The sequence below is a fragment of the Bradyrhizobium sp. Kon58 genome (genome assembly GCF_055807455.1).
The window spans coordinates 587,269-612,567 of sequence record NZ_JBVVOT010000001.1; the positions used below are offsets into that span (position 1 = coordinate 587,269).

Consider the following 25,299-nt stretch of genomic DNA (forward strand, 5'->3'; position numbering starts at 1 on the left):
TCTCAGATTGGCCTCAAGGCCGCCGGTGGCAAGGCTTGCTCGCAACGTCTAACAAGGACTAACGAGCCAAAAACCTCCTCCCGATGCAAGGATGACGGCCGAGCGGCGCACTGAGATTGGGAACACGCAATGGCACGCCTACTTTCGGTCAATGTCGGCCTGCCGCGCGACGTCGCCTGGCAGGGTCGGACCGTCCACACCGGCATCTGGAAGGCGCAGGTCACAGGCCCGCGCAGGGTGCGCCGGCTCAACATCGACGGCGACGGCCAGGGCGATACGGCCGGTCATGGCGGCGAACATCGTGCCGTATTCGTCTATCAGGACGAATCCTATCAGTACTGGCAGGAGCATCTCGGTCGATCGAACCTCGTTCATGGCCAGTTCGGCGAGAACTTTACGGTCGAGGGCCTCGCCGACACCAACGTGTGCGTCGGGGACCGCTACAGGATCGGCTCTGCCCTGTTCGAAGTGACGCAACCGCGCGTCACCTGTTACCGGCTCGGCATTCGCATGGACGAGCCGGACATGCCCGCGCTGCTGGTCAGGCACGGCCGGCCCGGATTCTATCTTCGTGTGATCGAGGAAGGCGACGTCGAAGCCGGCGACGAGATCACGCAGATTGCCGTGGGACCCGAGCGCATGAGCGTGTTCGAGATCAATGCGCTGCTTTACCTGCCGCCGCATCCGCGCGAACGCCTGGAGCGCGCGCTGCGGATTCCCGCACTGAGCCGCGGCTGGCACCGTTCCTTCGCGGCGCTGCTCGAGCAGCAGAACGTCAACAAAACCGCGGGAAACGCCGGGCTTGGGCCGGCGGCGAGCCCTCCTCCGGCCTGGCGCGGATTCCGCTCCTTTCGCGTGGCGCGCAAGATCGCGGAAAGCGGCAACGTGACGTCGCTGATCCTCGAACCCGCCGACGGACGTCCCGTGGCGGCCGCCCTGCCCGGTCAGTTCGTCGTCATCCGGCTCGCGCCTTCCGGTGCGCAGGCGATGACGCGCAGCTATTCGCTGTCGAGCGGCGCCGATGCCGCGTCCTATCGCATCAGCGTCAAGCGCGAAGCGCACGGCGCCGCCAGCCGCTACATCGCCGACGAGCTGGTGGACGGCGCTGCCGTGCAGCTCGGTGCGCCACGCGGCAGTTTCACGCTCCGGCAAGATGCGCGCCCCGTCGTCCTGTTGAGCGCCGGTATCGGCGTTACGCCGGTCCTCGCGATGCTCCACGCCCTCGCCGCCGAAGGGACGGCGCGGGACGTCTGGTGGCTGCACGGCACCCGCAACGGCCGCGAACATGCGTTCGCCGCCGAGGCGCGCGAATTGCTGGGAGGACTCTCTCGTCACCATAGCCACGTCTGCTACAGCGCGCCTGACCCGGACGATCGTCTCAATGTGGCGTTCGACACAGTCGGACATCTCGACGCACGTCTGCTCCAGAGCCTGAGCGTGCCGCGTGACGGCGATTTCTATCTGTGCGGACCGGCAGCTTTCATGAGCGATCTGAAAGCTGGCCTCGCCACCTTGGGCGTCGCACCGGATCGCATCCACACCGAATTGTTCGGCGCCGGACCATCCTTGACGCCCGGCATAGCGTCCTCCCCGCAGAAGCGAGCGCACTCGCCGGTCGGCGCCCCCGGCCCCGGCCCGATGGTGTCGTTCGCCCGCAGTGGCCTCAATGTCCGCTGGGGACCGGCCTACGCCAGCCTGCTGGAATTGGCCGAAGCTTGCGACGTCCCCGTGCGCTGGTCATGCCGGACCGGCGTCTGCCACAATTGCGAGAGCGGATTGATCGCGGGGACGGTCGACTATGCGCCGGATCCGCTCGATCCGCCGGCGGACGGCAATGTCCTGATCTGCTGCTCACGGCCCCGAAACGACGTCGTGATTGATCTGTAAAACCGGGAGAGCGTAATGCGACCTGACATGATGCCGGGAGTAACCTTCCCGGATTACGAACTCAGCGACCACACCGGCAAGCACCGGAAGCTCTCCGAACTGCAGGCGGGCGATCCGATGGTGCTCGTGCTCGGCCGCGGCGGATTTTGTCCGAAGGATCGTCGCCAGGCCGAAGGCTTGCTGCAACTCCATCGCGAGATGGAGGTGGGCTATTGCCGGATGGTCACGATCACGACCGACAACATCACCCAGACCAGCGAATATCGCAGCGGCGTCGGAGCGCACTGGCCCTTCCTCTCGGATTCGCGGCGCCTCGTTCAGAAAGATCTCGACATCGCCGAATACACCGATCCCGTCCACAATCCGATGATTCCGCACGTGATCGTCCTCGAGCCCGGTCTCGTGGTTCACAAGATCTACAACGGCTACTGGTTCTTCGGCCGTCCAACCGTCGAAGAACTCCGCCAGGACCTCAGGGCAGTCGGCATGAAGTGCCGGCCGGATTGGGACATTACGGCGCCCGGCCTCAGGGTCCTGTGGGACCAGGGCCGCAAGGAGCATTTTCATCCCTACGGCAAGGCTTACGTCGAAACTCTCGGCGAACGGGATTAGAACCACATTCCGACATGGTCCGCTCGGGCGAATGTCGGCTTGGAATGTGGATGATCCAGATGAAGACCAATCGCGCTGCCCGTGCCGACCGCATGGGCGCGCGCCAGATCTACGAAGCCCTGCGGGATCAGATCATGGCGCGGGTGTTCGGGATCGACGGCTTGCTGCCGTCCTCGCGCGCGCTGGCCGGCGAGATGGGCGTGGCGCGCTCGACCGTCACGATCGCCTACGAACAGCTCGCCGCCGAAGGCTTCATCGAGACACGCCATGGGGCGCGGCCGCGGGTGGCTCGCGCCGTCGTCGAGCGGGGACACGCGCGCGTAGCATCACGGCCGCCGGCGCGGAAGGTGCGGCTGTCGGCCTTCGGGGACCGGTTGCTTCAAGACCCGCCGCGCTGGACCGAGCCGCCGCGCGGGCTCGTCGCGAACTTCCGCTATGGCGAGCTCGCGCCGTCGGATTTCCCGGTATTGGCATGGAAGAAGGCCGTGACTGCCGCGATGGCGCGCAAACCCGAGCGACTGGCCTATGACGATCCCTGCGGCGCGCTGCGGCTGCGGACCGCGCTCCAAGGCTATCTCTGGCGGTCGCGCAGCGTCCGCTGCGAGGTCGATCAGATCGTGGTCGTGAACGGCTCGCAGCAGGGCCTCGACATCTGCGCGCGCCTGCTGCTCGACGCCGGCGACCGCTTCGTGATGGAGGATCCCGGCTACCAGATGGCGCGGCATACTTTCGCGGCGACGGGCGCCGAGACGATCCCGATTCCGGTCGACGCGGATGGACTGGAGACAGCGCGGCTCGACGGCGTCGAAGCCCGCCTCGCCTATGTCACGCCGTCGCACCAATATCCGCTCGGCGGCGTCATGCCGATCGGACGCCGGCACCAGCTGCTTGCCTGGGCCAGGACAAACGACGCCTACGTGATCGAGGACGATTACGACAGCGAGTATCGCTACGACACCAGGCCGATCCCGCCGCTGCACGCGCTGGAAAGCGGCGGCAACGTGATCTATCTCGGCACCGTCTCCAAGACGCTCTCGCCGACCTTGCGGATCGGCTATCTGGTGGTGCCCGCCGCCCTGCGATCCCTGTTCGCCGCCGCCAAGCAGATCATGGACCGGCACACGCCACTGATCGAACAGGACGCTCTCGCGTCGATGCTCGAAAGCGGCGCCTATGACGGCCACATCAGGCGCGTGCGCCGGCGCAACGCCGAACGCCAGCGCACGCTGCTCGACGCGCTTCGCCGCCGGTTCGGGGATCGCGTCCGGATCGAGGGCACAGCCGCTGGCCTGCACATCGTGGCGTGGTTCGACGACCTGCCGCAGAAGCGTGAGGACGCGTTGATCAAAGCGGCCCATGCCAAGGGCGTCGGCATCTATCCCGTCTCGGCACTGTTCGTCGGACCTCGCCGACCGCGGAAGACAGTCGGCCTCGTCATGGGCTATTCGGCACTGGAGGTGTCACAGATCGAGCGCGGCTGCAGGCTTCTCGCACAGGCGGTCGCCGAACTGGACTGATCAAATAGACGATAACTGGCAGTTTCTTACAGGCCAGATTCCGGCTATCTTCAGACCAACACTGGAGATAACCATGTACATCCCTCCCGCCTTCAAGGACGACATCGAGAGCATCCGGGCGACCATTCACGGCGCCCGCCTCGCCAGCCTGGTCACGGCCACCAGCGAAGGCCCGGTCGCCACGCCGCTGCCGCTCTTTCTCGACGAGGGCGAAGGCGAGCATGGCGTGCTGTATGGGCATGTGGCGAAAGCCAACCCGCAATGGAAACTGCCGCCGATCGGAAATGCGCTGGCGATCTTCAGCGGTCCCGACGCCTATGTGACGCCGTCCTGGTACGCGACCAAGCAGGAGACCGAAAAGGTCGTGCCGACCTGGAACTACGTCGCCGTGCATGCCTACGGCCCGGTCGAATTCTTCCAGGAGCCCGAGCGCCTGCTCGACGCCGTGACGCGGCTCACGAACAGGCACGAAGGATCGCGTGCCAAGCCTTGGGCCGTGACCGATGCCCCTGCGGATTTCATCGCCGCGCAGCTGCGCGGAATCGTCGGCGTGCGCATTCCAGTCGTGCGGTTCGAAGGCAAGCGCAAGATGAGCCAGAACCGTCCCGAGGCCGACCGGGTCGGCGTCGCACAAGGTCTCGCAGCGAGCGAGAATGCAGATGATCGCGAGGTCGCGCCATTGATTCCGGTTCCGGTGTAGTGGCCACTTGGTTCCCGACACTCGCTGTCGGGAACCATCGTCCTGTCAGGTTCGTTGATACATTTCAGCAAGCATCTCCTGACAGGATTCCCATGTGTCGCTGGATCGCATACCGGGGCGAGACCACGTCTTTCGAACCCTACGTCACCGAGCCCGAGCATTCGCTGATCGCGCAAAGCATCCGCTCGCTCCAGTCGACCGCCGGCTCGAATGGCGACGGCTTCGGTCTCGGCTGGTATGGCGAGCATCCGGAGCCTGGTCTTTATCGTGAAACACGGCCGGCCTGGTCGGACGAGAATCTCCGCTACCTCTGCCGCCATCTGCGCTCGCATCTGTTCTTCGCCCATGTGCGCGCCGCCACCGGCACGGCGGTGACGCGGCAGAACTGTCATCCCTTTGCCTGCGGCCAGTGGATGTTCATGCACAACGGCTTCGTCGGCAGCTGGAATCGCCTGCGGCGCAAGGTCGAGGCGCTGATCCCCGACGCCTACTACCCCTCGCGGACAGGCACGACCGATTCGGAAGCCGTATTTCTCGCCATGATGGGCGCGGGGCTCGACGCTGATCCGCTCGGCGCAACGCATCGCGTGCTGCGAGCCCTCGTCGGCCTCGTCAACGAAGGCGAGCTTCGCGAGCGGCTACGCTTCACCAGCGCCATCGCCAACGGCCGGGATCTCTATGCCTTCCGGGTTGCGGTTAACGATGCCGCCAACACGCTGTATTTCCGCGAGGCTGGCGGCCAGGTGATCGTCGTGTCCGAGCCGTTCGACAAGGAAACGGACTGGACGGAAGTGCCCGCTAATCACGCGCTGGTTGCGCGTGCGTCCGAAAGCGCGAAGATTGTTCCGTTCGACCTTGCAATTTCCGGTGGGGCCGATGCGGAACCCGCCCCTGTCAGAAGGATTATCGCCCGCAGGTAAATACCTTGGCCGGGTGGCACAATGACATTTGCATCAGACGTTTTGAAACTGCTGCGGCTCGATTCCTCCGAGGACAGGCAACACCTTGTCATTCGCTCGGCCGGCGGACGCGGCAAGGCCGCGGAATATTCGTTCGGCATCGAAGAGGAATACTTCCTCGCCGATCGGCAAACTTTGGACGTTGCGATCGAAACTCCAAATGCCCTGTTCGAATCTGCGAACTGGTCCACCGGCGGCCAGGCGATGCGGGAGATGTTGCAGTCGCAGCTCGAGGTCGCCACCAACGTTCATGTCGACGTTGCCGACGCGCGCGAAGAGCTTCGCTTCCTGCGTCGCGAAGTCGCAAACGTCGCGGCACAATATGGCTTCGTGATCATGGCCTGCGGCACACATCCGACCGCGGTCTGGCGCATGTCGCAGCCGAGCCCGAAGCCGCGCTACGAGGAGATGATCGAGGATCTGCGCAGCATCGGCCACCGCAACCTGATGTGCGGCATGCATGTCCACGTCCAGCTGCCCGATCCGGAGAAGCGCATGGCGGTGATGCGAGCGATGCTGCCGCATCTGCCGTTGTTCATCGCCCTGTCGGCCTCCTCCCCGTTCTGGAATTCACACAAGACAGGGCTGAAGGGCTATCGGCTCGCCGCCTATTCCGAGCTGCCGCGCACCGGCCTGCCAGAATTGTTCGAGAGCAGGCAGGATTACGACGAATATGTCGGCGCGTTGCAGCGCTCCGGCGTGATCCCCGATGAAAGCCACATCTGGTGGGCCATGCGCCCCTCCATGAAGCACCCGACCCTCGAGCTGCGTGCGCCCGATACCTGCACCTTCGTCGACGACGCCGTTGCCATCGCCTCGCTCTATCGCTGCCTGACCCGCTATCTCTACCTGCGACCTCATCTGTCGAAGGAGGTCACCGCGGTCGAACGCGCGATCGCGGTGGAGAACAAATGGCGCGCCCAGCGTTACGGCACCGATTGCATCTTTGCCTCCAAGGACGGGCCGGTCGAGATCTCCGAGCTGCTCTCCCGCGTGATCGAGGACATCGCCGAAGACGCCGCCGCGCTGAACTGCGCCGCCGAGGTCGAACACTGTCGTACCATCGTCGAACGTGGCAGCTCGGCTGAATTCCAGCTTCGCGCCTTCCGCGACAATGCGGAAGACATCGCCGCCGTGTCGCGCTGGATCGCAGACGCGACGATCTCGGGGACGAGCACCCCGGCCGCAGGCGTCGCTGCGCCCTCATAGCGCCCGCGCAAGCTTCGGGAGCAACGATGTTGCTCCTGAATCCGGAAGGTCGCGGAGAGAACCATGAATCGCGTCAAATGTTGCGCCGGCTGTGGCCATGGCCTTATTCCGATGCTCTCGGCCAAAGGGCGCGCGGAGCTCAGCTGCCTGTGGTGCGAGCTCATCGAGGCGCGTGCAGTGGACATGGCGAAGTGGGCTGACAGCCCGTACGGCAAGCCCGAGCGGACCGCCCGTCGATCTTTCGAATGAACGGCTTCAGACATCCGGCCGCCGACTTCGCCTGATCGGCGCGGCTGCACGTCCGCGCCAGAATGCCGACAAATTAGACAAGACACCTCTCGTCGCCAGGCTTGCGGACCGGGCGAACCCGGCCATGCAGGCCGGCGAAGCGTATCATCTAACCTCAGGTGCAACCTCGATTTTTCCTCGCGTGGCGGCTCGTCGCCAAGCCTTGCATGCCGCACAGCACTTCGACTGGCCCAAAATTCGCAAGGCAGCATCAGGCCTGATCCCTGCTCTCCCGATTGGAGCAGCAAGATGCGTGCGCCGAGAGACCGGGTGAGCGGTCTGGAATCGGAGAATGCCATGAACTTGCATGCCGCCGGCGATCTCAAAATCACCGGCCTCACCCGCCCGGACGGCGCCCCCCTTCGCCTCAACGCTCAGGATTTCGTGGCGATCGACCGCGACCGGAATGCGAAGTTCGAGGCGACGTACCGGCCGCAAGCCCTCTACAATCGCGCCAACGAGGGTTTCCACGCCAACAACGAAACCTTCCTGCTACACGAAGTCGCGACCAATCTGCCGATCTATCTGCCCGACACCGGTCCGACAGATTTCCATCTTCATCTGCCGCCGGGCGGCTTTCAGCTCGTGTTGGTCACCTCGGGCGCGTTCACCTTTGACTATGACGGGCGCTTCTACAATGTCGGCCCCGGCGCGGTGATGCTGCAAAGCGCGATCGTGCATCGCCAGCTGTTCTACACCTGGTCGGGATTGTCGACCGAAGAGAATTTGAAGACGCCGCAGACGGTGGCGCCGGATCCAATTTCCATGGGCTATTCCGGCAAATTCCTCGAAGCCTTCATCACCGATCCGACGACGTTTCCAAACCCGACCATTGTCGGCCCGGATCAGATCAACGAAGACGAGACGCCACGGGTGGCATGGAGCCACTCTCTGCATGATCGCCCTGCGGACGCAGGTTTTTGGCTCCAGGACCCGCTGGCGCTGGATGCGCTGTTCAAACCGCTCACCGACAGCCCGGTCAAATCATCGATGCCGGTCTATGTGCGCGACATCGGCATTGAAGTCCCGAGCGGTCACCTCGTCGCCGGCCACATCATCGCAACCGATCCGCGCGGCCAATCGCTCTTGCCCAAGAGCACGGCGGCAGCGGCGGACACCACATGTTTCGCCAAGGGCGAGGTCGTGATCTACCGCGTCATCCGCGGCACGGCCGAATTCAGGAACAAGACTGGTGAGACCTTTGAGCTCGCGGCCGGCGATGTGGTGACGGCGGGCAAGAACGCCACAAGTCTCGTCGGCGTGGGTGAGAACACGCAGGTCCTTCGGCTCGGCCTCCTCAAAGGCATGAACGACCTCCGCAGCTGGACGCCGACGCAACGCGACGAGATCGACGGCCTCGCCGGTCAGATCATCACACAGAAGGACATCCGTCCCCTGCGCACCGAGGGCAAGCCCGTCGGGTATCTCTACGACTGAGCGGAGTTACTCCGCCGCCTGGCGTACGTGGCGGGCGGTCGGGGTGCGCATGGTGACGAGCTCTTCGGACGCGGTCGGATGCAGCGCGATCGTCGCATCGAAATCGGCCTTGGTCGCCTTCATCTTCACAGCAATCGCGACCGCCTGCGTGATCTCCGCCGCGGCGTCGCCGACGATGTGACAGCCGAGCACGCGATCGGTTGAACCGTCGACGACGAGCTTCATCAGCACGCGGGTATCGCGGCCCGACATCGTCGCCTTGATGGGGCGGAACGTGGTCTTGTAAATGTCGACATGGCTGAATTGCGCGCGGGCCTCGGTCTCGGTGAGGCCGACGGTGCCGACCTCCGGCTGCGAGAACACGGCAGTCGGGATGTTGGCGTGATCCACCTGCACCTCGCGCTTGCCAAACACGGTGTCGGCGAACGCATGGCCCTCGCGGATCGCGACCGGCGTCAGGTTGAAGCGATGGGTGACGTCGCCGATTGCATAGATGCTGTCGACCGAACTCTTCGAGAAATGGTCGACGGCGATGCCGCCGTTCCGCGGGTTGATGGCGACGCCGGCCTTCTCCAGGCCGAGATTGGCGACCGCGGGATGGCGGCCGATCGCGAACATCACCTGGTCGGAGGCGAGGCTCGATCCGTTCGACAGATGCGTGGTGAATTCCTCGCCGTGCCGATCGACCTTCGTCACCGTGCAGCCGGTGAGAATGGTGATGCCCTGCTTCTCCATCTCGGCGCGGACGTGGGCGCGAACATCCTCGTCAAAGCCGCGCAAAATGTTGTCGCCGCGATAGATCACGCTGACGTCGGAGCCGAAGCCGGCGAAGATGCCGGCAAACTCCAGCGCGATGTAGCCGCCGCCCTGGATCACGATCCGCTTCGGCAGCTTGGTCAGGTGAAACGCCTCGTTGGAGGAGATCACGTGCTCGATGCCGGGAATCGGAGCGCCGTGATTGGGCGCGCCGCCGGTGGCGATCAAAATGTATTTTGCGGTGATCTTCCTGTCGTTCTCGAGCAGGCGGACCGTGTGCTTGTCCTCGATCACCGCGCGGCTCTTGACGATCTGCGCGCCCGACTTCTCGACATTGGCGGTGTAAGCCGCCTCCAGACGTGCGATCTCCTTGTCCTTGTTGGCGATCAGCGTCGGCCAGTCGAAGGTCACAGGCGGAACGGTCCAGCCAAAACCGGCGGCGTCCTCGATCTCATGACGGAAATGCGAGCCGATGACGAACAGCTTCTTCGGCACGCAGCCGCGGATCACGCAGGTCCCGCCCATGCGGTACTCTTCCGCGATCATCACGCGGGCGCCGTAGCCGGCCGCGATGCGGGCGGCACGCACGCCGCCCGAACCGCCACCGATGACAAAGAGGTCGACGTCGAATTCAGCCATTGTCCACTCCGACCTCTTTCAGAACATGATCCGGATTCTGATCAGATAGGAACTGTCAGATCTCCTTGCCACGCTTGCGCATCTCGGCCCGGAAGTTGCCCATTACGGTCTCGGAGAAGTTCTGGGCCCAGGAGTTCATGAAGGCCATGCTCAGCCCGATGGCGCGGGGCTCGGCCTCGATCAGCTTCTTTCCCAGCGGCGATTTGTAGAAGGTGACGAGATCCTTCAGCTCCTGCTCGGTGAACTCGCTGGCATAGACCTGCGCCATGCCCTCGCCGATTTCGTTCTCGCGGCCCTTGAGCTGCTGGGCGACGACCTGGGCGACCTCGGTGAGGTCCTTCTGATAATTCAGGTTCTGCTGGATCAGCGCGATCTTGGTCTTCTCGACCAGGCCGGGCACGGCGTTCGCGTACATCGCACTGGCGTTCTTGATTGCCAGGATCTCCTTGGCGGCCGCGATGGCCGCCGGCGTCGATTTCGGCCCGGCGGCCTGCTGAGCCACGGCCGGGGCGACCGAGAGGGCCAGTCCCACAGCGAGGGTCGCGACCGGCAACAATTTCAAAACGCTCTTCATTCCTAGTCTCCTTTCGGCTTTCGCCGTTCAATCACGCGAATTCCCTCGCCACCCGCCAAAACAGCCGAGCTGGCCAAGCCGATGAACAAACCATGCTCGACGACGCCGGGGATCGCGCTCAACGCCGTGGCGAGGTGGGCGGGATCCGCAATCTTTTCGAGCTGGGCATCGACGATCCAGTGGCCGCCATCGGTGACGAAAACGTGGCCATCCTTGCCGTTGCGGATCGCCATCTGCCCGGAAACGCCGCATTCCGCAAACGCCTTCTCGATCGCGCGTCGCGTTGCGCCGAGCCCGAACGGGATGACCTCGACCGGCAGCGGGAAGCGGCCGAGTGTCGGCACCCATTTGGTGTCGTCGGCGATCACGATCATGCGATCCGAGGCGGCCGCCACGATCTTCTCGCGCAACAGCGCGCCGCCGCCGCCCTTGATCAGGTTGAGTTCGGGGTCGATCTCGTCGGCGCCGTCAACGGTGATGTCGAGATGGTCGATCTCATCCAGCGTGGTCAGCGGCACGCCGCAGCGGATTGCATCGAGGCGCGTCGCCTCGGAGGTCGGCACGCCGATCACTTTCAGTCCGGCGCGGACCCGCTCGCCGAGCAGCTCGACGAAATGTTTGGCGGTCGAGCCGGTCCCAAGCCCGAGCTGCATGCCGTCTCGGACGTCCTCGAGGGCGCGCGCCGCTGCCTGCCGCTTCAACTGGTCCATATTCACGTTTGCGCCGTCCCTGAATTACGAGTGTGCTGCCCGATAGGCTCGCGGCGGCCTGTGTAGCCTCGTTTTCCCTCGGAGAACAGGGTCTGGGGGAACGGGCCTCCGGGTCCACCTTATAAGGTGATCTTATGGCTTCGGCCCTTGCGCGGGCGGGGCCGGGCCGGTAGCGCTGGGCCATGATCCCCTCCCACACCATCGTCTTCGATCTCGACGGCACGCTTGTGGATACGGCGCCCGACCTGATCACCGCGCTCAATTACGTGCTCGACCGCGAAGGGCTGCCGCCCGTGCCGATGGCCTCGGCCCGCAACATGATCGGCGCCGGCGCCCGCAAGCTGATCGAGCGGGGGCTGGAGGCCGAGGGCCGCAGCGTCACGGTTGCCGACATGGACCGGATGACGGCCGATTTCATCGCCTATTACGCCGACAATATCGCCGTCGAATCCCGGCCGTTCGACGGGCTGGAGGCCGCGCTCGACCATTTTGCGGTCCAAGGCCATCGCCTCGCGGTCTGCACCAACAAGCTGGAATGGTTGTCGAAGCGCCTGCTGGATCAGCTCGACCTGAGCCGGCGCTTTGCCGCGATCTGCGGCGCCGACACGTTTGGCGTCCAGAAGCCAGATCCGACCATTTTCCGCGAAACGGTGGCGCGGGCCGGCGGCGAGGTCAAAGCCAGCATCATGGTCGGCGACGCCGGACCGGATGTCGGCGTGGCCCGGCGCGCCGGAGTTCCCGTGATCGGGGTCAGCTTCGGCTATACGGACGTGCCGATCGCCGAGCTGAAGCCGGACCGGCTGATCCATCACATGCGCGACCTGCCGGCCGCAGCCCACAGCCTGATGACTACGCAGGAAGCTCTCAAGTAGCTGAGATAGCTTGGTTATTCCGCAAAGTCCCGCGTTAACCATCTACTAACTATGCGCGGCCCGCCGGTTGCTCGCTTGGAACGACACTCCTAAGTTTGTCTGGGGATGTGGCGGTTCGCCGCATCAGGTGGATGTTATGCGTCGTATCATCTCGTTTGCATTAGCCGGAGTGAGCGTCCTCGGAGCAACAAGCCTTGCCGGCTGCTCCTCAATGTCTTCGACTTCCTGGGACATGTTCAATCGGCCCCGCCGACCGTCCAGGTCCGGCTCGAATCCAATCCTCCGGGCGCTGACGCCACGACCTCACTCGGTGGAGGCTGCAAGACCCCCTGCTCCGTGTCGGTTCCCGCCCCCGACGCCCCCTTCACGGTCGCTTTCGCGCTGCCGAAATACCAGCCGGCGAGCGTGCCGGTGAACGTCATCAGGAATCCCGGCGACTTCACGACCCCCGCCTCGGTCACCACCGACCCCAACCCGGTCTTCGCGGAGCTCCAGCCGGCCGTTCCGCTGAAACCGGTCCGCAAGCCGCACCGGCCGAAGAAGCCGAAACCGGCGGCGCCCGCCGCTGCCCCGGCGGCTGCTGCCGCACCGGCCGCGGGCTCGCCGTTCCCCGATCCGAACACGGGCAAGCGCTGACCTCCGTCATCCCCCCAATTGTCTCTGACGCCACCGATGCTTAGATTGCGTTCAGGGCGCAGCTGAAGCAAAGCTGTTCCGGTCGCCGCAAGTGACAAGGCATTTGGTATGAACGGACTTTCCGCGAGCCCCCGCGCCGCGCTGTCGAGCGCGATGACCGATCCGTTCGGACGGACCATCTCATATTTGCGCGTCTCCGTTACCGACCGCTGCGACCTGCGCTGCTTCTACTGCATGTCGGAAGACATGACGTTCCTGCCCAAGGCGGACTTGCTGACGCTGGAGGAACTCGACCGGCTCTGCTCGGCTTTCATCGCCAAGGGCGTGAAGAAGCTGCGGCTCACCGGCGGCGAACCGCTGGTCCGCCGCAACGTGATGACGCTGGTGCGCTCGCTGTCGCGGCATCTCAAGAGCGGCGCGCTGAGCGAGCTGACGCTGACCACCAACGGCACCCAGCTTGCGAAACACGCAAGCGAGCTCGCCGATTGCGGCGTCCGTCGCATCAACGTCTCGCTCGATACGCTCGATCCGCAGAAGTTTCGCGAGATCACCCGGTGGGGCGAGATCGACAAGGTGCTGGAAGGCATCGAGGCCGCACGCGCTGCGGGTCTCGCGGTCAAGATCAACGCCGTCGCGCTGAAGAACCTCAATGAGGACGAACTTCCCGACTTGATGCGCTGGGCCCACGGCAAGAGCATGGGGCTAACGCTGATCGAGGTCATGCCGATGGGCGAGATCGGATCGGGACGAATCGACCAGTACCTGCCGCTGTCGCTGGTGCGCGCGCGCCTCGCCCAGCAGTTCACGCTGACCGATCTGGCCGAGAGCACCGGCGGGCCGGCGCGCTATGTCAGCGTCGCCGAGACCGGCGGCAAGCTCGGCTTCATCACCCCGATGACTCATAATTTCTGCGAATCCTGCAACCGCGTGCGCGTCACTTGCACGGGAACGTTGCACACTTGCCTCGGCCACGAGGATGCCTCCGATTTGCGCAAACCTCTGCGTGCATCGGACGACGATTCGCTGCTTGCGGATGCGATCGATCGCGCCATTGGGCTGAAGCCCAAGGGCCACGATTTCATCATCGACCGCCGCCACGACCGCCCCAGCGTCAGCAGGCACATGAGCGTCACCGGCGGCTAGCATCGGCTGCCCGGCCGCGGCTTATTCCCCTTAACTATCAACAAACTTCCGATTGACTGGCGGCAAACTCGCTGGTTTGGTGCGGCTGCCTCATGCCTGCGCGGCGAGACAAGCCAACGCGCCACTCGGCGCAGTCAAGACGGCCGGGGCAAATCGGGGAGGACCAATCTTGCAAGCGCTCCTGAAGCTGAGCAATGGAATTGACGCGTTCACACGTTGGACCGGCAAGCGTTTGGCTTGGCTGATCCTGGTCGCCGTCGTCATCTCGGCGGTCAATGCGATCATTCGAAAGACGTTGGACACGTCCTCCAACTCGTGGCTCGAGCTGCAATGGGTGCTTTTCAGCATCGTGTTCCTGCTGTGCGCGTCCTGGACGCTGCTCGATAACGAGCACATCCGGATCGACATCTTCAACAGCATGATGCCGAAGCGGGCGCGCAACATCATCGACATCATCGGGCACATCTTCTTCCTGATCCCGCTGACCGTTGTCATGATCGTCACCGGGATACCGTTCTTCCTGCGCTCACTCCAGATCAACGAGCAATCCGGCAATGCGGGCGGCCTGCCGCAATGGCCGGCCAAGTCGCTCATCATGATCGGCTTTGCGCTCCTGCTTGTTCAAGGCATCTCCGAACTGATCAAGCGGATCGCCATCATGCGTGGCATGATTCCGGATCCCCACGAGTCGCAGATTTCGGCGCTGGAAGCCGAAGTCGAGCATCTCGTTGAAGCGATCGAACAGAAGTGATCGCCAAGCGGCATCGTAGGGGGATTCAATGACCGCGTTTATCGTCGCCAATATGGCGCCCATCATGTTCGCGACGCTGGTGATCGTGCTGCTGCTCGGCTATCCGGCGGCATTTTCGCTCGGCGCCGTCGGCCTGTTCTTCGCCATCATCGGCGTTCAGCTCGGGCAATTTCACCCGGACTTTCTCCAGGCCCTGCCCGAGCGCGTCTACGGCGTGATGAACAACGACACGCTGCTCGCCATTCCCTTCTTCACCTTCATGGGCTTGGTGCTCGAGCGCTCCGGCATGGCGGAGGATCTGCTCGACACCATCGGCCAGTTGTTCGGCACCATCCGCGGCGGTCTCGCCTACGCGGTGGTGTTCGTCGGCGCCCTGCTCGCGGCGACGACCGGCGTCGTGGCGGCCTCGGTGATCTCGATGGGCCTGATCTCGCTGCCGATCATGCTGCGCTACGGCTACGACCGCCGCGTCGCGACCGGCATCATCGCGGCGTCCGGCACGCTGGCGCAGATCATTCCGCCCTCGCTCGTCCTGATCGTGATGGCCGACCAGCTCGGCAAGTCGGTCGGCGACATGTACGAGGGCGCGTTCATTCCGGGCCTGGTGCTCGCCGGTCTCTATGCGGGTTACGCGTTCCTCGTGACCATGATTTTCCCGAAGGCGGCGCCGGGCCTGCCCAAGGAAGCGATCGGTTTCCGCGAGGAGAGCGGCGACCGCGGCCTGAAGTCGCTCGGCGTGCTGTTCCTGGCGAGCTGCGTGTTCGGCTGGCTCATGATGCGGAATTCGGAGACACACGGCGCCGACTTCGTCGTGCTCAGCATGTTCTTCGGCATCCTCTTCGCGTTCTTCGTCGCCATCGCGAACTGGGTCCTCGACAAGCTGACGGGCTACCGCTTCCTCTCGAAGATGGCGCAACAGACCACCTTCGTCATGGTGCCCCCGCTATTCCTGATCTTCCTGGTGCTGGGCACGATCTTCATCGGCGTCGCGACTCCCACCGAAGGCGGCGCCATGGGTGCAGCCGGCGCCCTCATTCTCGGAGCCGCGAAGCGACGACTGACCTGGGACCTGATCCGTCAGGCCACCGAGTCGACGGCGAAGCTGTCCGCCTTCGTCGTCTTCATCCTGGTCGGCGCGCGCGTGTTCTCGCTCACCTTCTATGGCGTCAGTGGCCACGTTTGGGTCGAGCACCTGCTGACCTCCCTGCCCGGCGGCCAGATCGGGTTCCTGATCTTCGTCAACGCCTTCGTGTTCGTGCTGGCGTTCTTCCTCGACTTCTTCGAGCTTGCCTTCATCGTGATCCCGCTGCTCGGGCCGGCTGCCGAGCATCTCGGCATCGACCTGATCTGGTTCGGCGTCATCCTGGGCGTCAACATGCAGACGTCGTTCATGCATCCGCCGTTCGGATTTGCGCTGTTCTATTTGCGCTCGGTCGCGCCGAAGGAACGTTATACCGATCGCGTCACCGGCAAGCGCATGGAGCCGGTCACGACGGGACAGATCTATTGGGGTGCGGTGCCGTTCGTCGTGATCCAGATGATCATGGTGCTGCTCGTGATCATGTTCCCGTCGATGGTGATGCACTACAAGGGCGTGCAGTCCACCGTCGATCCCAACAGTATCAAGATCGACATTCCCCAGATCGATCTGCCGCCGCTCGATTTCGGCCAGCCGAAGCAATAGCGCCCGGCCCGCCTGCAAAAAAAGAACCCGGAGCTTTTGCTCCGGGTTTTTTCGTTTGGGCCGATCGCGCGCCCTGCGATCAGCTCTGCGAGTTGCGCGCCATGAAGTTGTCATAGCCGACTTCGGCGACCTGGAACCACTGATATCCGTTGTTCGAGAACGCGGTCAGCGATTCATAGACTTTCTTGAAGTCCGGGTTGGTGGCCGAGACTTCGGTGTGCAGCTCCTTTGACGCCTTGAAGCAGGCCTGCATGACCTCGGGCGAGAACGGATGCAGCTTGGCTCCGGCGGCGAGCAGGCGCCGCAACGCCGGTGGATTGGACTGGTCGTACTTCGCCATCATCCAGTTGTTGGCGTAGTGCCCCGCCTGCTCGAGGATGCTCTGATAGTGCTTCGGCAGCGCATTCCATTTGTCCTGGTTGACGAAGGCCAGCAGCATCGGCCCGCCTTCCCACCAGCCCGGGAAGTAATAATGCGGCGCGACCTTGACGAAGCCGAGCTTCTCGTCGTCATACGGCCCGACCCATTCGGCAGCGTCGATGGTGCCCTTCTCCAGCGCCGGATAAATGTCGCCTCCGGCGATCTGCTGCGGCACCGCGCCGAGTTTGGCCATCACTTTTCCGGCGAAACCGCCGATGCGGAATTTCAACCCGTTGAAGTCCTGAGGCGTCTTGACCTCCTTGCGGAACCAGCCACCCATCTGACAGCCGGTGTTGCCGGCAAGCAGCGAGACGACGTTGTACTTCTTGTAGAACTCGTTGAGGATGTCCCTGCCGCCGCCGAGTGTGTACCAGGCCTGATTGATGCGCATGTTCGGTCCGAACGGCACCGCCGAGCCGAAGGTGAAGGTCGGGTCCTTGCCAAAATAATAGTAGGACGCGGTATGGCCGATCTCGCAGGTGCCGTTCTGCACGGCATCGAGCACCTGGAGGCCCGGCACGATCTCGCCGCCGGCAAATGTCTGAATCTGGAATTTGTTGTCGGTCGCTTCCGCGACCATCTTGGCCATCATCTCGGCACCGCCATAGAGCGTGTCGAGTGATTTCGGCCAGCTCGTCGGCATGCGCCATTTGATCTCGGGCGTCGTCTGCGCGATCGCTGGAGCGGCGAGCGTGGCGACACCCGCCGCACCAAGCCCGGTGACCTTGATGAAATCTCGTCTTTTCATGATTTCCTACCCTGATGGATTGTGACGGTGGGCCTTCTTGCCGAGGCTTGGCGGCCAGCATGGAACATGTGTCGCCCGATTTCCATCCCTCACGATGTGAGGGACAAAAATGCCCAGCTCCCGCGCGATCCGATCCTACGACTTTAGGCTTAGACGACCGGCCCTGGCCCTCCACGTCACGTTCGCCTCGGCGGTGCCTGATGGGTGCGCCGGGCGCGTGACAAGCGCCGGAAACACGGGCATACCGCGCCATCCCCCAACCCTAGGACCGCCGCGCATGCCTCGATCGCACCCTGCTCCATCGTTCGTTGGTCCCTTGATCGCGTCGCTCTGGCTGGCATGTGCGGCAATGCCCGCCCATGCCGAGCCCAGCGCCAATGTCATGGCCGACGTCCATGCGCTGGCGCAAAAGGAGCAGCAGCCGCTGCTCGACACGTTGCGCGATCTCGTCAGCATCGAATCCGGCAGCAAGGATGTCGAAGGCTTGAATCAGATCGCCGAGCGCGTTGCCGGCCAGCTCAAGCAGCTCGGCGGCACGGTGGAGATCCTGCAACCCACCGACGTCTATCGCCTCGACGACACACCCGAGAAGATCGGCCCGGCCGTACACGCCGTATTCAAGGGCACGGGCAGCAAGAAGATCATGCTGATCGCCCACATGGACACCGTGTACCTGAAGGGCATGCTGAAGGATCAACCGTTCCGCATCGATGGCGACAAGGCTTACGGCCTCGGCATTGCCGACGACAAGCAGGGCGTCGCGCTCATTCTTCACACGGTGGCGTTGCTGCAGAAGCTGAGCTTCCGGGATTACGGCACGCTCACGGTGCTCACCAATGGGGACGAGGAGATCTCGTCGCCGGGCTGGCGCAGCACCATCACCAGGTTCGCCGCGGATCAGGACGTGGTGTTCTCGTTCGAAGGCGGCGGCACCGACGGCACGCTGCGGCTGGCCACCAGCGGCATCGGCTCGGCCTATCTCACGGTGCAGGGAAAGTCGTCGCATGCAGGCTCGCGGCCCGAGGGCGGCGTCAACGCGCTGTACGAACTCTCGCACCAGCTGTTGCAGATGAAGGATCTGTCCAAACCAGAGCAAGGCCTGAAACTGAACTGGACGGTCTCCAAGGCCGGCACCAACCGCAACGTGATCCCCGCGGAGGCCACGGCCCAGGCCGACGCGCGCGCGCTCAAGGTCGCCGATTTCGACGAGCTGGAGAAAACGCTTCAGGACAAAATCAAGAATCACCTGCTGCCCGACTCCAAGGTCGCGCTGAAATTCGAGGTGCGCCGTCCGCCGCTTGAGGCCAACGACGCCTCACGTCGCGTCGCGGCCCACGGCAAGACGATCTATGGGGAGCTCGGACTGCCCCTCAAGGTCGACGAGAAGGCGACCGGCGGCGGCACGGATGCGGCGTTTGCCGCACTGAAGACCAGCGGAGCCGTGGTGGAAGGCATGGGCCTGTCGGGCTTCGGCGCGCATTCCAACGATGCCGAATATGTGCAGCTCAACAGCATCGTGCCGCGGCTTTATCTGACCACGCGCATGATCATGGATTTGTCCACCGGCAAGCTGAAATAACTATCGCTTTCCTCCTTCTCCCCTTGTGGGAGAAGGTGGCGCGAAGCGCCGAATGAGGGGTTGCCCCCGCACATTCAACTCGCAGTCGGACTCGCGGAGAGAACCCCTCACCCGCCTCGCCGCTACCGCGGCGAGCCACCCTCTCCCACAAGGGGAGAGGGTGCAGCGTCAATGACGCGCCGGTTCTTCTCAATCGCCTTGGTTGCCTCCGCCAGCCTGAACCGCAGCGTGAACTGCGCGCCGCCGCCCGGAAGATTCTCCACCGCAACCGTCGCCGCGTGATCATCCGCCACCGCACGCACGATCGACAGCCCGAGGCCGGCGCCGTCGCTGCGCTGGCGGTCGGCGCGCCAGAAGCGCTGGAAGATCAATTCGCGCTCGGCTTCCGCAATTCCCGGGCCGCAATCGCGCACGCGCACCGCACCATCCTCGCTCACATCGACATCGACCGACGTGTCCTTTGCCGTGAACTTGATGGCGTTTTCGGCGAGGTTGAAGATCGCACGCTGGAGCATCGCGGAGTTGCCGTGGATCAGCACCGGCGCCTCGGTGCCTCTCAGCGCGATATCCTTGTGCTGCGCGATCGCGAGCGGCGCGATCGAACCGACCACCTCGGCGCAGACCGCGCGCAAATCCGCGGTCTCGCCGGGATCGAGCACCAGCGTGTCGAGCTCGGCGATCTCCAGCAGCTGCGCGACGATGCGGCTCATGCCCTCGATGTCGGCATGCAGCGCCTGCCTTGCAGCGCCGTCGCCGAGCGTCTCGATCCGCGTGCGCAGGATCGCGAGCGGCGTGCGCAATTGATGCGCGGCGTCGGCCGTGAACTGCCGCTGCACCCGAAAGCCGTCCTCGAGGCGGTCGAGCGCCTGGTTGACGGCGGTGACGAGCGGCATGATCTCGCGCGGGATCTGCTCCGTCGGCAGGCGGATGTCGGTGCGCGCCGGGCCGATATTGCTGGCCTCCTCGGAGGCCTTCCACAGCGGCGCGACAGCGCGGCGAAAGATGATGATGTCGATGCCGAGCAGGACCAGCAGGATCGGAATGGTGATCCACCCGACCCGCCGGAAGAAGTTCGACACGATGTCGTCGATGATGACGTCGCGGTGCGCGAGGTCCTCCGCGACGCGAATGCGTATCACCTTGCCGTCGATGGTGCGGGTGACGCCAGCGCCGGAAATCGTCTCGGAGAGCGACGGCGGCGCAGCCGTGGCAGTTCCGGTCTTGCGCCGCGACGAGAACAGCAGATTCCCCTCGGCATCGCGGATGTCGTACTGGTAGCGGCCATAGGCTTCCGAATAAAGGCCCTTGAGACTGTCCGGCAGGTTGAACGTCAACAAGCCGTCGGGCTGGGCGACGATGCGCTCGGCCAACACCTCGGCCTGCGCGCGCATGGCATCGCGATGCAGCTGGTCGATCTCGGAATTGAGCAGCCAGAACAGCACCAGCGGCAGGAAGATCGCGACCACCGCGACCGCCACGATGTGCAGGAACACGATGCGCCAGATCAGCGATTTGAACGTGGGCGACCTCGCATGGATCCCGGCGCGGAATCCGTCGTGAGATCCGATCGGGGCCACGCTATTTCTCCTCGGCCATGAGATAGCCGACGCCACGGATAGTGTGGATCACGACCTTGGCGCCGTGCTCGGCGAGCTGCTTGCGCAGCCGCGAGACGTAGACCTCGACCGCGTTTGAGGCGACCTCGCCATCGAGGCCGAAGATGTGGTCCTCGACGTTCTTCTTCGGCACCACCCGCCCCTGCCGGCGCAGCAGGATCTCAAGCACGGAGGTCTCGCGCGCGGAGATGATGCGCGGCTGGTCGTCAACGAAGATCTGGCGGCTTTCGGTGTCATAGACGAGGTTGGCGAGGCGCAGCGAGCGGCCGAGCAACTGGCCCGGACGGCGCAGGATCGCTTCCAGCCGCGCCACCAGCTCCTCCATCGCGAACGGTTTTGCCAGATAGTCGTCGGCGCCGCTGCGCAGGCCGCTGACGCGGTCCTGCAAGCCGCCGCGCGCGGTCAGCACCAGCACCGGCAATGGCTCCATCTGCCGGCGCAGCTCGCGCAGCACCGACAGGCCATCGCCGTCGGGCAGCCCGAGGTCCAGGATCATCGCGGCATAGCTGACGCTGCTGACCGCCTCGCGCGCTTCGGCGGCGCTGCCGACGATGTCGCTCTCGTAGCCGGCCGCCGACAGCCCGCCGGCAACCAGCCGCGACAGCTCGGCATTGTCCTCGACGATCAGAAGGCGCATCGCATTGTCCCGCGGGATGTTCCGGTACACCGCACGGCTCGCGCCGCATGTTGGCTGTCTTCCACCATCCGGGGCATCTCGGCCAGCGAAAAAGCGCCCGGCGGGCCGGCCGCTCCCTCCCGTCAGGTTCCTGTAAGCCAACCAGGGCATGCGCGGATGAGGTCGCGCATGGCGCGGAAGCTTGCCTCCGTGAGCCCTGCCGTCCGCGTCGCATCGACCCTGCCAAGGAACGAACACCCCCGCGGACCGTTTAGCTCAACTGCAACATTTCTCATTTGATGGGGCGTCGTGCAGACCACCTAAGGTAATGCACATGCGCCTTGCACGACGAACACGTTCCAGCTCCCTCCTATCCGATTGCTTGACCGCCATCACGCGACATCCGGGCGCCGCCGCATTTGCTGCCGCAGGGACCCTCGTTGCGGCTACCGCGATCATAAATCGGCGGCTCGCGAACAAAGCGCAACGCGATAATCCTCCGCAGGGTCGGTTCATCGACGTCGAGGGGGTTCGCCTGCACTATCTGGAACGCGGCAGGGGCAAGCCGCTGGTTTTGTTTCACGGCAATGGCAGCATGGTCCAGGATTTCGACTCGAGTGGATTGATCGATCTCGCAGCCGAGAACTACAGGGTCATGGTGTTCGATCGTCCCGGTTTTGGGCATAGCTCGCGGCCGAGACACGTCCTCTGGACCCCGGATGCCCAAGCGGATTTGTTCAAGAAGGCGCTCGATCAGTTGGGCGTCTCTCAAGCGATTGTCCTCGGCCATTCGTGGGGAGCGTCGGTTGCGGTTGCGCTGGCGACAAGACATCCTTCGTTCGTGCAGGCTCTCGTGCTGGCCTCGGGCTATTATTTCCCGACGCCCCGCTCAGACAGCGCCACGTCCCTGCTATCCGCCCTACCGGTGGTCGGCGACGTCATCAGCTCCACGATCTCGCCGTTAGCCGGTCGGATGATGTGGCCCGCGATGTTGCGCAAGCTGTTTGGCCCGCGGCCGGTCCCGAACAAGTTCGCGGGCTTTCCGAAAGAAATGGCGCTCCGCCCATCACAGATGCGGGCCGCAGCGGCCGAAGCGACGATGTTGGTCCCCGCCGCATTCTCAGGTTCGAAGACTTATGCAGAACTCAAGATGCCCACGATCATTATCGCGGGCCAGGACGATCGTCTGATCGATATCAAGCAGTCGGTCAGGCTGCATGGCGAGCTCAAGCAGAGCAAATTGCACCGGATCGACGGAGCGGGACACATGATTCATCATTCCGCAACCGCTGATGTGATGGCGGCCATCGACGAAGCTGCTGCCGAGGCCGTGTTGACTCATGGGAGGGAAGACTCACCCGTAATACAGGCTCGGCAGACCTCGGACGCCTGAGCAGCGTGGCCGAGCCGCCTACGCCAAGACATGCCGGCGCCTACGACGGCGGTTGTGAAGCCGTCCAGTTAGAGGCAGACCGACCCGGTTGACCCACGGAGACTTCGGCAAGCCGAAGTGCTACACTTCCTCAGTGCAGGGAGGTTTAGCTTGCCTCTGATCATCCGGCCGCCAACGATCGATGAGCTATCCGGGCTTTCCGATTTGTGTTTCAGGTCTAAAACCGTCTGGGGCTACGACAATGAGTTCATGGAAGCCTGTCGTGGCGAGCTTTCCTTTGAACCGCGCGACCTGGAGGTGACGTCCATCGCGGTTGCCGAAAATCACGGGAGACCCATCGGAGTTGCACAGCTAAGAATCGTCTATCACGAGGCCGATTTGCTGAAGCTGTTCGTCGAGCCGAGTGCGATTCGCAGCGGCACGGGTAAGGCCTTGTTCGCTTGGGCTTCCGATGTCGCGAGGAAACTGGGTGCCAAGCGGCTAACAATCGAGGCGGATCCCGGTGCAGCTCCCTTTTACCGCAAAATGGGAGCTCACGATGTCGGCCAAGTGCCATCAGGGTCGGTGCCGGGAAGAACACTGCCGAAACTTGCGATGAATCTTTGCCCACAGACTAACCTTTGGGTTCGGAGGTGCTCCTAACCTGACTTGGTACGGTGCTTGTGAAAAGCAGCTCTGAGTTCGGCCAGTTCATCGCTTGTCGCTCCCCGTTCCGCATCGGCACGGCTTGCAGGTAAATCCTTGTAAGCAATCGGCTGATCGAACTGGCTCGCCGTGAAGTCATACCGCCGGCCTGTGATGCGATTGTAAAAATGGTCGCCGGCCGGCAGCGGCGTCTTCAGCAAGTCGCCGCCGAAGAGCTCGTGAATCAGCAGCGAGGTAGCGTTGCATTGTCCTGCCGCGGGATTGCTCGCCGTCCATTGACTGGCGGTTGCCAACGACCAGGCCTTGCGCAACGCGCTTTGAACCTCATCGGGATCGAAGCTCATCGTCAATCCCAGGCTGGCCACCCGAGTCGTTGATTTCGGATTTTGCGATAATGCCTTTATGCCACTGTTTTGCCCGACGAGTCAAACGGCCCTCGCTGAAGCGCTCGCTTGGTACTCCTGGGCAGCCCCGCTTTGACGCCCAAAATTGCGAAGTTCTCATCGCCCCCGCGATGCTCTGGCGTGCCTGCCAATTAGCTCCATCGCATCAAGCTGTTGGCTGCACTCGCGGCGCCTTGTCCGCTCACCCCTCGTCTACTGTGCATGGGGTTGTTTTTCAGATTTTTTGTTGGCGCCCCACCCGTACCCCGGCGACGACGCCGCTCGGCGGCTTCCGCCTCGCCTATTCCGATCGCGTCGTCCCAAAGAAAAAGCCCGGCCTCGCGAACGAGACCGGGCGTGTCGTCTTACGACTTGTTCGAAGATCAGCCGCGGGTGCGCGAGCGGATCATGAAGCTGTCGTAGGTGTATTCGGCGACCTGCCACCACAGATATTCGTCGGAGCGGTAGGCCTGCATGGCGTCGATCGACTTCTTGAAGTCGGGATTCTTGGCCGAGATCTCGCCCCACAATTCGTTGGTCGCCTTGAGACAGGCTTCCAGAACTTCATTGGTGAACGGGCGAAGCTGCGTTCCGCCGGCGACCAGACGCTTCAGCGCGCCGGGGTTCACCATGTCGTAGCGCGCGGCCATCCAGGTGTTGGTGTTGACGGTCGCGTTGGTGAGGATCGCCTGGTAGTTCTTCGGCAGCTCGTTCCACTTGTCGATGTTGGCGAAGGCGTGAACGGTCGGACCGCCTTCCCAGAAGCCCGGGTAGTAGTAGTACTTGGCGACCTTGGCGAAGCCGAGCTTCTCGTCATCGTAGGGGCCGACCCATTCGGCCGCGTCGATGGTGCCCTTCTCGAGCGACGGATAGATGTCGCCGCCGGCGAGCTGCTGCGGCACCACGCCGACCTTCTGGAGCACCTGGCCGGCAATGCCGCCGATGCGCATCTTGAGGCCCGAGAGGTCGGCAACGGTCTTGATCTCCTTGCGGAACCAGCCGCCCATCTGGGTGCCGGTGTTGCCGCAGGGGAAGCCCATCACGTTCGACTTCTTGAAGAACTCGTTGGCGAGTTCGTTGCCGCCGCCCTGGTAGAGCCAGGAATTCTGCTGGCGTGCGTTCAGGCCGAAAGGCACCGACGCGAAGATCGCGAAGGTCGGGTCCTTGCCGACGTAGTAATACGACACCGTGTGGCACATCTCGACGGTGCCCTTCTGCGTCGCATCCAGCGCCTGCAGGCCCGGAACGATTTCACCCGCCTGGAAGACCTGGATCTGAAACTTGTTGTCGGTCATCTCGGCGACGTATTTCGCCATCTGCTCGGCACCGCCATAGATGGTGTCGAGCGACTTCGGGAAGCTCGACGTCAGGCGCCACTTGATCTCGGGCGAGGACTGCGCGATCGCCGGCGAGGCCACCGCGGCGGTCGCCGCCGCGCCGGCTGCCGACACTTTCAGAAAATCACGACGCTTCATCTTCAGTCTCTCCTTGTTGGGGCGTTTCCCCTAACTTCCTCTTTGCTGCC

General features: G+C 63.8%; 22 protein-coding genes and 1 pseudogene. 15 read left to right on the plus strand and 8 right to left on the minus strand.

From position 1 onward, the window contains the following. Positions 1 to 129 precede the first annotated feature (129 nt). From AC0L20_RS02955 to AC0L20_RS02985, 7 genes are all read left to right on the plus strand, one after another. Entirely contained in the window at positions 130 to 1,887 is a 1,758-nt protein-coding gene (locus AC0L20_RS02955) for an MOSC domain-containing protein (RefSeq protein ID WP_473287350.1), read from the plus strand. A 15-nt stretch (positions 1,888 to 1,902) separates the two neighbouring features. Next, entirely contained in the window at positions 1,903 to 2,499 is a 597-nt protein-coding gene (locus AC0L20_RS02960) for a redoxin domain-containing protein (RefSeq protein ID WP_473287351.1), read from the plus strand. A gap of 50 nt (positions 2,500 to 2,549) precedes the next feature. Next, positions 2,550 to 4,016 carry a MocR-like pyridoxine biosynthesis transcription factor PdxR gene (pdxR, locus tag AC0L20_RS02965; protein WP_473287352.1) on the plus strand — a complete coding sequence of 489 codons (1,467 nt, stop codon included), beginning with the start codon at positions 2,550 to 2,552 and terminating at the stop codon, positions 4,014 to 4,016. A 73-nt stretch (positions 4,017 to 4,089) separates the two neighbouring features. Continuing rightward, entirely contained in the window at positions 4,090 to 4,716 is a 627-nt protein-coding gene (locus tag AC0L20_RS02970) for an FMN-binding negative transcriptional regulator (protein WP_473287353.1), read from the plus strand. Between the two features lie 92 nt (positions 4,717 to 4,808). Then, positions 4,809 to 5,636 carry a class II glutamine amidotransferase gene (locus tag AC0L20_RS02975; RefSeq protein WP_473287354.1) on the plus strand — a complete coding sequence of 276 codons (828 nt, stop codon included), beginning with the start codon at positions 4,809 to 4,811 and terminating at the stop codon, positions 5,634 to 5,636. Between the two features lie 21 nt (positions 5,637 to 5,657). Continuing rightward, positions 5,658 to 6,884: a carboxylate-amine ligase gene (locus tag AC0L20_RS02980; protein WP_473287355.1), complete on the plus strand. Its 1,227-nt coding sequence runs from the start codon at positions 5,658 to 5,660 to the stop codon at positions 6,882 to 6,884. Between the two features lie 585 nt (positions 6,885 to 7,469). Continuing rightward, positions 7,470 to 8,609: a hypothetical protein gene (locus tag AC0L20_RS02985; RefSeq protein ID WP_473287356.1), complete on the plus strand. Its 1,140-nt coding sequence runs from the start codon at positions 7,470 to 7,472 to the stop codon at positions 8,607 to 8,609. A gap of 6 nt (positions 8,610 to 8,615) precedes the next feature. On the opposite strand, the gene gor is transcribed toward AC0L20_RS02985, so the two are convergent. The 3 genes from gor to rpiA are packed head-to-tail and all read right to left on the minus strand — an operon-like array spanning position 8,616 to position 11,294. After that, positions 8,616 to 10,004: a glutathione-disulfide reductase gene (gene gor / locus AC0L20_RS02990; protein ID WP_473287357.1), complete on the minus strand. Its 1,389-nt coding sequence runs from the start codon at positions 10,002 to 10,004 to the stop codon at positions 8,616 to 8,618. A gap of 55 nt (positions 10,005 to 10,059) precedes the next feature. Beyond that, positions 10,060 to 10,578, minus strand: coding sequence for a DUF2059 domain-containing protein (locus AC0L20_RS02995; protein WP_456764880.1), 519 nt, complete (start codon positions 10,576 to 10,578; stop codon positions 10,060 to 10,062). Positions 10,579 to 10,580: 2 nt separating this feature from the next. Continuing rightward, positions 10,581 to 11,294 (minus strand): ribose-5-phosphate isomerase RpiA, encoded by a 714-nt coding sequence (gene rpiA, locus AC0L20_RS03000; protein ID WP_473287358.1) that lies wholly within the window; start codon positions 11,292 to 11,294, stop codon positions 10,581 to 10,583. Between the two features lie 176 nt (positions 11,295 to 11,470). Between rpiA and AC0L20_RS03005 the strand changes: the two genes are divergently transcribed. From AC0L20_RS03005 to AC0L20_RS03025, 5 genes and pseudogenes are all read left to right on the plus strand, one after another. After that, positions 11,471 to 12,160 carry an HAD-IA family hydrolase gene (locus AC0L20_RS03005; protein ID WP_473287359.1) on the plus strand — a complete coding sequence of 230 codons (690 nt, stop codon included), beginning with the start codon at positions 11,471 to 11,473 and terminating at the stop codon, positions 12,158 to 12,160. A gap of 136 nt (positions 12,161 to 12,296) precedes the next feature. Beyond that, positions 12,297 to 12,796, plus strand: a pseudogene (locus AC0L20_RS03010) (hypothetical protein). Positions 12,797 to 12,904: 108 nt separating this feature from the next. Next, positions 12,905 to 13,939: a GTP 3',8-cyclase MoaA gene (moaA, locus tag AC0L20_RS03015; protein ID WP_456764883.1), complete on the plus strand. Its 1,035-nt coding sequence runs from the start codon at positions 12,905 to 12,907 to the stop codon at positions 13,937 to 13,939. Positions 13,940 to 14,108: 169 nt separating this feature from the next. Continuing rightward, positions 14,109 to 14,690 carry a TRAP transporter small permease subunit gene (locus tag AC0L20_RS03020; protein WP_473287360.1) on the plus strand — a complete coding sequence of 194 codons (582 nt, stop codon included), beginning with the start codon at positions 14,109 to 14,111 and terminating at the stop codon, positions 14,688 to 14,690. A gap of 28 nt (positions 14,691 to 14,718) precedes the next feature. Further along, positions 14,719 to 16,374 carry a TRAP transporter large permease gene (locus AC0L20_RS03025; RefSeq protein ID WP_473287361.1) on the plus strand — a complete coding sequence of 552 codons (1,656 nt, stop codon included), beginning with the start codon at positions 14,719 to 14,721 and terminating at the stop codon, positions 16,372 to 16,374. A 79-nt stretch (positions 16,375 to 16,453) separates the two neighbouring features. Here the strand turns inward: AC0L20_RS03025 and AC0L20_RS03030 are convergent, their stop codons facing one another. Beyond that, positions 16,454 to 17,542: a TRAP transporter substrate-binding protein gene (locus AC0L20_RS03030; RefSeq protein WP_473287362.1), complete on the minus strand. Its 1,089-nt coding sequence runs from the start codon at positions 17,540 to 17,542 to the stop codon at positions 16,454 to 16,456. A 277-nt stretch (positions 17,543 to 17,819) separates the two neighbouring features. On the opposite strand from AC0L20_RS03030, the gene AC0L20_RS03035 reads away from it, so the two are divergent. Continuing rightward, positions 17,820 to 19,121: a M20/M25/M40 family metallo-hydrolase gene (locus AC0L20_RS03035; protein ID WP_473287363.1), complete on the plus strand. Its 1,302-nt coding sequence runs from the start codon at positions 17,820 to 17,822 to the stop codon at positions 19,119 to 19,121. 122 nt (positions 19,122 to 19,243) lie between these two features. Here the strand turns inward: AC0L20_RS03035 and AC0L20_RS03040 are convergent, their stop codons facing one another. Both AC0L20_RS03040 and AC0L20_RS03045 read right to left on the minus strand, forming a co-directional pair. Then, positions 19,244 to 20,698 (minus strand): sensor histidine kinase, encoded by a 1,455-nt coding sequence (locus AC0L20_RS03040; protein ID WP_473287364.1) that lies wholly within the window; start codon positions 20,696 to 20,698, stop codon positions 19,244 to 19,246. Between the two features lies 1 nt (position 20,699). Then, positions 20,700 to 21,374: a response regulator transcription factor gene (locus tag AC0L20_RS03045; RefSeq protein ID WP_007592584.1), complete on the minus strand. Its 675-nt coding sequence runs from the start codon at positions 21,372 to 21,374 to the stop codon at positions 20,700 to 20,702. Positions 21,375 to 21,687: 313 nt separating this feature from the next. Between AC0L20_RS03045 and AC0L20_RS03050 the strand changes: the two genes are divergently transcribed. Both AC0L20_RS03050 and AC0L20_RS03055 read left to right on the plus strand, forming a co-directional pair. Further along, a complete protein-coding gene (locus AC0L20_RS03050; protein WP_473287365.1) occupies positions 21,688 to 22,746 on the plus strand; it encodes an alpha/beta fold hydrolase in 1,059 nt (352 codons plus the stop codon). 150 nt (positions 22,747 to 22,896) lie between these two features. Then, positions 22,897 to 23,388, plus strand: a complete 492-nt coding sequence (locus AC0L20_RS03055) for a GNAT family N-acetyltransferase (protein WP_473287366.1) — start codon at positions 22,897 to 22,899, stop codon at positions 23,386 to 23,388. On the opposite strand, the gene AC0L20_RS03060 is transcribed toward AC0L20_RS03055, so the two are convergent. Together AC0L20_RS03060 and AC0L20_RS03065 are read right to left on the minus strand one after the other, a co-directional pair. Further along, positions 23,385 to 23,735, minus strand: a complete 351-nt coding sequence (locus AC0L20_RS03060) for a YunG family protein (RefSeq protein ID WP_473287367.1) — start codon at positions 23,733 to 23,735, stop codon at positions 23,385 to 23,387. The two genes, AC0L20_RS03055 and AC0L20_RS03060, sit on opposite strands and share 4 nt — an antisense overlap. A 422-nt stretch (positions 23,736 to 24,157) precedes the next feature. Next, positions 24,158 to 25,249 carry a TRAP transporter substrate-binding protein gene (locus AC0L20_RS03065; RefSeq protein WP_007592593.1) on the minus strand — a complete coding sequence of 364 codons (1,092 nt, stop codon included), beginning with the start codon at positions 25,247 to 25,249 and terminating at the stop codon, positions 24,158 to 24,160. Between the last annotated feature and the right edge of the window lie 50 nt (positions 25,250 to 25,299).

Coding starts and splice junctions, on each gene's coding strand:
- AC0L20_RS03005 (WP_473287359.1), top strand. CDS start 11,471: ATGATCCCCTCCCACACCATCGTCTTCGATCTCGACGGCACGCTTGTG.
- gor (WP_473287357.1), bottom strand. CDS start 10,004: ATGGCTGAATTCGACGTCGACCTCTTTGTCATCGGTGGCGGTTCGGGC.
- AC0L20_RS02975 (WP_473287354.1), top strand. CDS start 4,809: ATGTGTCGCTGGATCGCATACCGGGGCGAGACCACGTCTTTCGAACCC.
- AC0L20_RS03035 (WP_473287363.1), top strand. CDS start 17,820: ATGCCTCGATCGCACCCTGCTCCATCGTTCGTTGGTCCCTTGATCGCG.
- AC0L20_RS03060 (WP_473287367.1), bottom strand. CDS start 23,735: ATGAGCTTCGATCCCGATGAGGTTCAAAGCGCGTTGCGCAAGGCCTGG.
- AC0L20_RS02970 (WP_473287353.1), top strand. CDS start 4,090: ATGTACATCCCTCCCGCCTTCAAGGACGACATCGAGAGCATCCGGGCG.
- AC0L20_RS02955 (WP_473287350.1), top strand. CDS start 130: ATGGCACGCCTACTTTCGGTCAATGTCGGCCTGCCGCGCGACGTCGCC.
- AC0L20_RS03030 (WP_473287362.1), bottom strand. CDS start 17,542: ATGAAAAGACGAGATTTCATCAAGGTCACCGGGCTTGGTGCGGCGGGT.
- AC0L20_RS03050 (WP_473287365.1), top strand. CDS start 21,688: ATGCGCCTTGCACGACGAACACGTTCCAGCTCCCTCCTATCCGATTGC.
- AC0L20_RS02960 (WP_473287351.1), top strand. CDS start 1,903: ATGCGACCTGACATGATGCCGGGAGTAACCTTCCCGGATTACGAACTC.
- AC0L20_RS03045 (WP_007592584.1), bottom strand. CDS start 21,374: ATGCGCCTTCTGATCGTCGAGGACAATGCCGAGCTGTCGCGGCTGGTT.
- AC0L20_RS03065 (WP_007592593.1), bottom strand. CDS start 25,249: ATGAAGCGTCGTGATTTTCTGAAAGTGTCGGCAGCCGGCGCGGCGGCG.
- AC0L20_RS03025 (WP_473287361.1), top strand. CDS start 14,719: ATGACCGCGTTTATCGTCGCCAATATGGCGCCCATCATGTTCGCGACG.
- moaA (WP_456764883.1), top strand. CDS start 12,905: ATGAACGGACTTTCCGCGAGCCCCCGCGCCGCGCTGTCGAGCGCGATG.
- pdxR (WP_473287352.1), top strand. CDS start 2,550: ATGATCCAGATGAAGACCAATCGCGCTGCCCGTGCCGACCGCATGGGC.
- AC0L20_RS02995 (WP_456764880.1), bottom strand. CDS start 10,578: ATGAAGAGCGTTTTGAAATTGTTGCCGGTCGCGACCCTCGCTGTGGGA.
- AC0L20_RS02980 (WP_473287355.1), top strand. CDS start 5,658: ATGACATTTGCATCAGACGTTTTGAAACTGCTGCGGCTCGATTCCTCC.
- AC0L20_RS02985 (WP_473287356.1), top strand. CDS start 7,470: ATGAACTTGCATGCCGCCGGCGATCTCAAAATCACCGGCCTCACCCGC.